2 protein-coding genes are annotated in these 5,865 nt (G+C 75.8%); both read right to left on the bottom strand.

Annotated features, from left to right (window positions below):
* Positions 1-1,803: type I polyketide synthase (locus HPT28_RS26285; RefSeq protein WP_306824671.1), on the bottom strand; the 1,803-nt coding region annotated here is incomplete at its 3' end.
* Positions 1,804-1,824: 21 nt separating this feature from the next.
* Positions 1,825-5,865, bottom strand: a 4,041-nt coding sequence (locus HPT28_RS26280; protein WP_219094455.1) for an SDR family NAD(P)-dependent oxidoreductase, incomplete at its 5' end; no start/stop codon positions are given.

Genomic DNA, 5,865 nt, shown 5'->3' with positions numbered 1-5,865 from the left:
GTGGGCGAAGACGGGGAAGGCGGTGTAGAGCTCGCGTCCCATGCCCGGACGCTGGCTCCCCTGACCCGAGAACAGAAACGCCGTCCGGCGGCGTCCCGTTCCCTTCCGGGCGGCGGGCTCGGTGCCGCCCTGGGCCAGGGCGTCGAGCTCCGCCAGCAGGGTGTCGCGGTTGTCCGCCAGCACCACCGCGCGGTGGTCGAGGGCGGCGCGGGTGGTGGCCAGGGCGTGCGCGAGGTTCGGGAGGTCCACGTCCGGGCGGGCGCGGACGAGGCCTCCGACGCGGTCGGCGTGGGCGCGCAGCGCGGGAAGGGTGCGTCCCGACAGCGGTACCGGAGTCCACGACGGCGCGGCACCGGCCGACGACGTTCCGGGATCCGGTGCCGGGGCGGCGGGTTCGGGCTCCGGCGCCTCCTCCAGCAGGACGTGGGCGTTGGTTCCGCTGACACCGAAGGAGGAGACGGCGGCGCGGCGCGGACGGTCCTCGCTTGCGGGCCACGCGCGGGCCTCGGTCAGCAGCCGGACGCCTCCCGCCTCCCAGTCCACGTGCGGGGTGGGCGTGTCCACGTGCAGGGTCCTGGGCAGCCGCCGGTGCCGCATGGCCTGCACCGTCTTGACGATCCCGGCGATGCCCGCCGCGGCCTGGGTGTGCCCGATGTTGGACTTCACCGACCCCAGCCACAGCGGCCGGTCCGGGGCACGGTCCCGGCCGTAGGTGGCGAGCAGTGCCTCGGCCTCGATCGGGTCGCCGAGGGCGGTGCCGGTGCCGTGGGCCTCCACGGCGTCCACGTCGCCCGGTCGTAGCCCGGCGCCGGCCAGCGCCGCCCTGATGACCCGTTCCTGGGAGGGGCCGTTGGGCGCGGTGAGGCCGTTGCTGGCGCCGTCCTGGTTGACGGCGGTCCCCCGGACGACGGCCAGGACCCGGTGCCCCTTGCGACGCGCGTCCGAGAGCCGTTCCAGCAGCAGGACGCCGACGCCCTCGGCCCAGTTGGTGCCGTCGGCGGTGGCGGAGAACGCCTTGCAGCGGCCGTCGGCGGCGAGCCCGCGCTGGCGGCTGAAGTCGAGGAACGTGCCGGGGCTGGCCATGATCGTCGCGCCGCAGGCGAGCGCCATGGAGCACTCGCCGGAGCGGAGGGCGCCGGTGGCGAGGTGGAGGGCGACCAGGGCCGACGAGCAGGCGGTGTCGACGGTCGCCGAGGGCCCCTCCAGGCCGAGCACGTACGACAGCCGTCCCGACATGACGCTGGCGGCGATGCCGGTCAGCCGGTGCCCCTCGACGGCCGGGGCCGACAGGGCGGACTGGTGGAGTGCGGGGCCGTAGTCCTGGCGCATCGCGCCGACGTAGACGCCGGTGTCGCTGCCGCGCAGGGACAGCGGGTCGAGCCCGGCCCGTTCGACGGCCTCCCAGGAGGTCTCCAGCAGGAGCCGCTGCTGCGGGTCCATGGCCAGGGCCTCGCGCGGGGAGATCCCGAAGAGGGCGGCGTCGAAGTCCCCCGCGTCGTGCAGGAAGCCGCCTTCGCGCACGTAGCAGGTGCCGGGTGTCTCGGGGTCCGGGTCGTAGAGGGCGTCGAGGTCCCAGCCCCGGTTCGTCGGGAACGGGGACATGGCGTCCCGCTCCGCCGCGACCAGGTCCCACAGCTCCTCCGGCGAGGTCACCCCACCGGGGAAGCGGCACGCCATACCGACGATGGCGATCGGCTCGCGCGCCGCCTCCGTCAGCGCGCGGTTCTGCTGCCGCAGCCGTTCGCCCTCGCGCAGCGAGCGGCGCAGGGCCTCGACGAGCTTCTCCGTCGACATGTCACTCATCGCGAAACCACACCCGCCAGGTCAGAAGTTCGATTCGGAGTCAGAGCCGGAGTCAGAGCCGGAGCCGGAGTCGGAGCCGGAGTCGGGCTCGTTGAACGCCAGGTCGATGAGGCTCTGGGCGTCCAGGGCGTCGAAGTCGATTTCCGCTGTGGAGCCGGCCTCGGGCTCGCACCCCGCCTCGCGCCCCGGCTCCGGCGACGGCGTCCCCACCCGTTCGGGGCCACCGGAGGAGCCGCCGTCGGGCGCTTCGGGCGCCCGCGGTGCTTCGGGTGCGAGCAGGGCGGACAGGCGGTCCGCAAGGGCGCGTGGCGTCGGACGGTCGAAGAGCAGCCCGGCGGGCAGTCGCAAACCCGTCGCCCGGGCGAGCCGGTTGCGCAGCTCGACCGAGGTCAGCGAGTCGAAGCCGAGGTCCTTGAACGCGTCGTCCGGTGCCAGGGCGTCCGCGTCCCCGTGGCCGAGCACCGCGGCGGCGTGGTCGCAGACGAGGTCGAGGAGCATCCCCTCCCGTTCCGCGGCCGTCCCGACGGCGGCGAGACGCCGGGCCAGGGACCGTCCGCCGTCCCGCTCACGGGCGGCGCCGGAGCGGTGGGCGGAGGAGCCGGGAGCGGTCGGGGCGCCGGAGGCACGGGCGGAGCCCCCACCACCGGTGCCGTGGCCGCCCCGCACCAGGTCGCGCAGGAGGGCGGGGACCTCGGGGCCGACGCCGGCCCCGAGCGCGGTGACGTCGAGCGCGACCGGAACCAACACGGCGTCGTCCAGCTCCAGGGCGGCGTCGAACAGCCGCAGGCCCTCGCGTGCCGAGAGCACGCCGGAGCCGGAGCGGGCCATGCGATGGCGGTCGGCCTCCGCGAGCCCGGTGCTCATGCCGCCGGGCTCGTCCCACAGCCCCCAGGCGAGCGACAGGGCCGGGAGGCCGAGGGCGCGGCGGTGCTGGGCGAGGGCGTCGAGGAACGCGTTCGCCGCGGCGTAGTTGGCCTGCCCGGGGCCGCCCGTCGTCCCGGCGGCGGAGGAGAAGACGGCGAACAGGGCGAGGTCGGCGTCGCGGGTGGCCTCGTGGAGCAGCCAGGCGGCGTCCACCTTGGGCGTGAAGACGGTGCGCAGCCGCTCCGGCGTCATCGACGGCAGCACACCGTCGTCCAGGACGCCGGCCGTGTGCACCACTCCGGTCAGCGGGTGGGCCTCGGGCACGCGGGCGAGCAGTCGCGTCAGCTCGGCGCGGTCGGCGACGTCGCAGCGGGCCACCGTGACGTGTGCGCCGCGGGTCTCCAGCTCGGCGACCAGCTCGGCCATGCCGGGGGCGTCCGCTCCGCGCCGTCCGGCCAGCAGCAGCCGTCGCACGCCGTGCTCGGCGACGAGGTGGCGGGCGGTGAGGCCGCCCAGGGCACCGGTGGCCCCGGTGACCAGCACGGTGCCGTCCTCGTCCAGCGGACGCGGCACCGTCAGGACGACCTTGCCGCGGTGCCGCGCCCGGCTCAGGTGCCGCAGGGCCTCGCCCGCGGAGCGCACGTCCCACGCGGTCACGGGCGGCAGGGCGAGCGCACCGGAGCGGAAGAGGGCCAACACCTCGGCCAGCATGTCGGCGATGCGCTCGGGTCCCGCCTCCACCAGGTCGAACGCCGTGTACGCGACGCCGTGTTCGGCATGGACGGAGGCGGGCTCGCGCACGTCCGTCTTGCCCATCTCCAGGAAGCGTCCCCCGGGGCAGACGAGTCGCAGCGAGGCGTCCAGGAACTCCCGCGTCAGCGAGTTCAGGACGACGTCGACCCCCGCGCCGTCCGGCGAGGCGGCCCGGAAGGCGTTCGCGAAGTCGAGCGTGCGGGAGGAGGCGATGCGCTCCTCGGGCAGGCCGAGCGCCCTCAGGGCGGGCCATTTGCCGGGGCTCGCCGTGCCGTACACCTCGGCGCCCAGATGCCGCGCCACCTGCACGGCCGCCGTTCCCACGCCGCCCGCGGCCGAGTGCACCAGCACGGACTGGCCCGGTTTGACGCCCGCCAGGTCCACCAGCCCGTAGTAGGCGGTCAGATACACCACGGGGACGGCCGCGGCCTGCGCGAACGACCAGCCCTCGGGCATCGGGGCCAGCAGCCGCCGGTCGGTCGTGCCCAGCGGCCCGGCGCTTCCCGACACCATGCCGAACACCCGGTCGCCGGGCGCCAGATCGGTGACGTCCGGGGCCGTCTCCAGCACGACACCGGCGGCCTCGGCCCCGATCGTCACGCCGCCGGGGTACATGCCCAGCGCACCCAGCGCGTCACGGAAGTTGAGCCCGGATGCCCGCACCGAGAGCCGTACCTGCCCCGGCTCCAGCGGCGCGACGGCCTCCGGTGCGGGGACGAGGGCCAGGTTGTCCAGCGAGCCCGCCTCCGTGACGTCCAGGCGCCAGGTGCCCGAGGACGGCGGAGACAGCTCCGGTGGCTCCGCGGCGGCGAGCCGTGGCACGAGAAACTCGCCGTCACGAACGGCGAGTTGGGGTTCGCCCAGCGCCAGAGCCGTGGGCAGCGCGCGCACGGAGTCCGGGGCGTCGTCGACGTCCACGACCACGATCCGGCCCGGGTTCTCCGACTGTGCCGAGCGCAGCAGCCCCCACACCGGCGCCGCGGCGAGGTCGGGCTTCTCGGCCTCCCCGGCGGCGACGGCTCCGCGGGTGACCACGACCAGGCGGCTGTCCACCCACCCGTCCTCCGCCAGCCAGCTCTGCACCGCTTCCAGCACGCGGCAGGCCAGGGCGTGCGCGGCGGCCGGTACGGCCTCGGGGTCGTCCTCGGGGCCGGGTCCGACGGGCAGGACGACGACCTCGGGTACCGCCTCGCCGCCGGGCGTGTCCGCTCCGGGCAGGCGGAGGACGGTACCGGGCAGCGCGTCGGCGTACGCGTCCACGAGCTCGCCGGGCACGCCGCCGTCCGCCCGCACGGCCCAGCTCACCGGCGGAGTGCGCGTCGGGGTGCGCGGGGCGTCCGGCGCGTCCGGCGAGACCCAGCGCAGCCGGTACAGCGAGTCGACGGCGGCACGCCGCCGGGCGGGCCGGACGGCGGACAGCGGCCGAAGCAGCAGCCCTTCGACGTCGAGAAGCGTGCCGCCCTCGGCCTCGGCGGCGGTGTCGGGGTTGACGGCGAGGGCGTGCAGCGTGACCGAGTCCGGCTCCGCGCCCGGCGTGATGCGCACCCGCAGGCCGCCCGCACCGGAGGCGGTCAGCCGGACTCCGGACCAGTGGAACGGCAGGTGGGCCGCGTCCGACGTCGTGTAGGAGCCGAGGGCGATGGCGTGCAACGCGGCGTCGAGCAGGGCCGGGTGGAGCGAGAGGCCGGCCCCGGACGTCTCCGCCTCCCCGGGCAACTCGACCTCGGCGTAGACGGTTTCCCCGTCCCGCCAGGCACCGCACAGCCCTCGGAAGGCGGGACCGTAGCTCAACCCTCCTGCGGAGAGCCGCTCGTAGAGGCGGTCCAGCTCCTCCTGACCGACGGGCTCGGCGCCCGGAGGCGGCCACGCGGCCAGGGCCTCCCGGGCGCCCGTGGGTTCGGCGGCCGGCGGCGTGTCCGTTCCATCGTCCGCGGCGAGCCTGCCCGAGGCATGACGCGTCCACGCCGACCGGGGCCCGGCATCGGCAGCCCGTGAGTGGACGCTCAGCGCGGCGCCCCCTGCCTCGTCGACGGCGCCCACGCTGACCTGGAGGTCGACGGTCTGGTCGGGGTGGAGGGTGAGGGGGGTTTCGANCTCGGTGGCGTGGAGGGCGAGTTCGAGGAGCGCCGTGCCGGGGACGAGGACGGTCGAGCCCACCCGGTGGTCGGCCAGCCAGGGGTGGGTGTCGAGGCTCAGGCGGCCCGTGAACAGCACACCGTTGTCGGCGGCCAGATCCACTTCGCCGGTGAGGAACGGGTGCCGACCGCGGCTGCCCTGGCGCGGCGCGGCGTCGAGCCAGAGCCGCTGCCGTTGGAAGGGGTAGGTGGGGAGGTCCGTGGTGCGGGCGGCGGGGGTGAGGTGCTGCCAGTTGAGGTTGGCCGTGCCCTGGCTGTGGAGGGTGGCGAGGGTGGTGAGGTAGGTGTGTGTTTGGGGGTGTTTGGGGTT

Source organism: Streptomyces sp. JJ38 (assembly GCF_019303475.1).
GTDB lineage: Bacteria > Actinomycetota > Actinomycetes > Streptomycetales > Streptomycetaceae > Streptomyces.
Note: the sequence above shows the minus strand (reverse complement) of the source record. Positions and strands in the feature narration are given on the sequence as shown.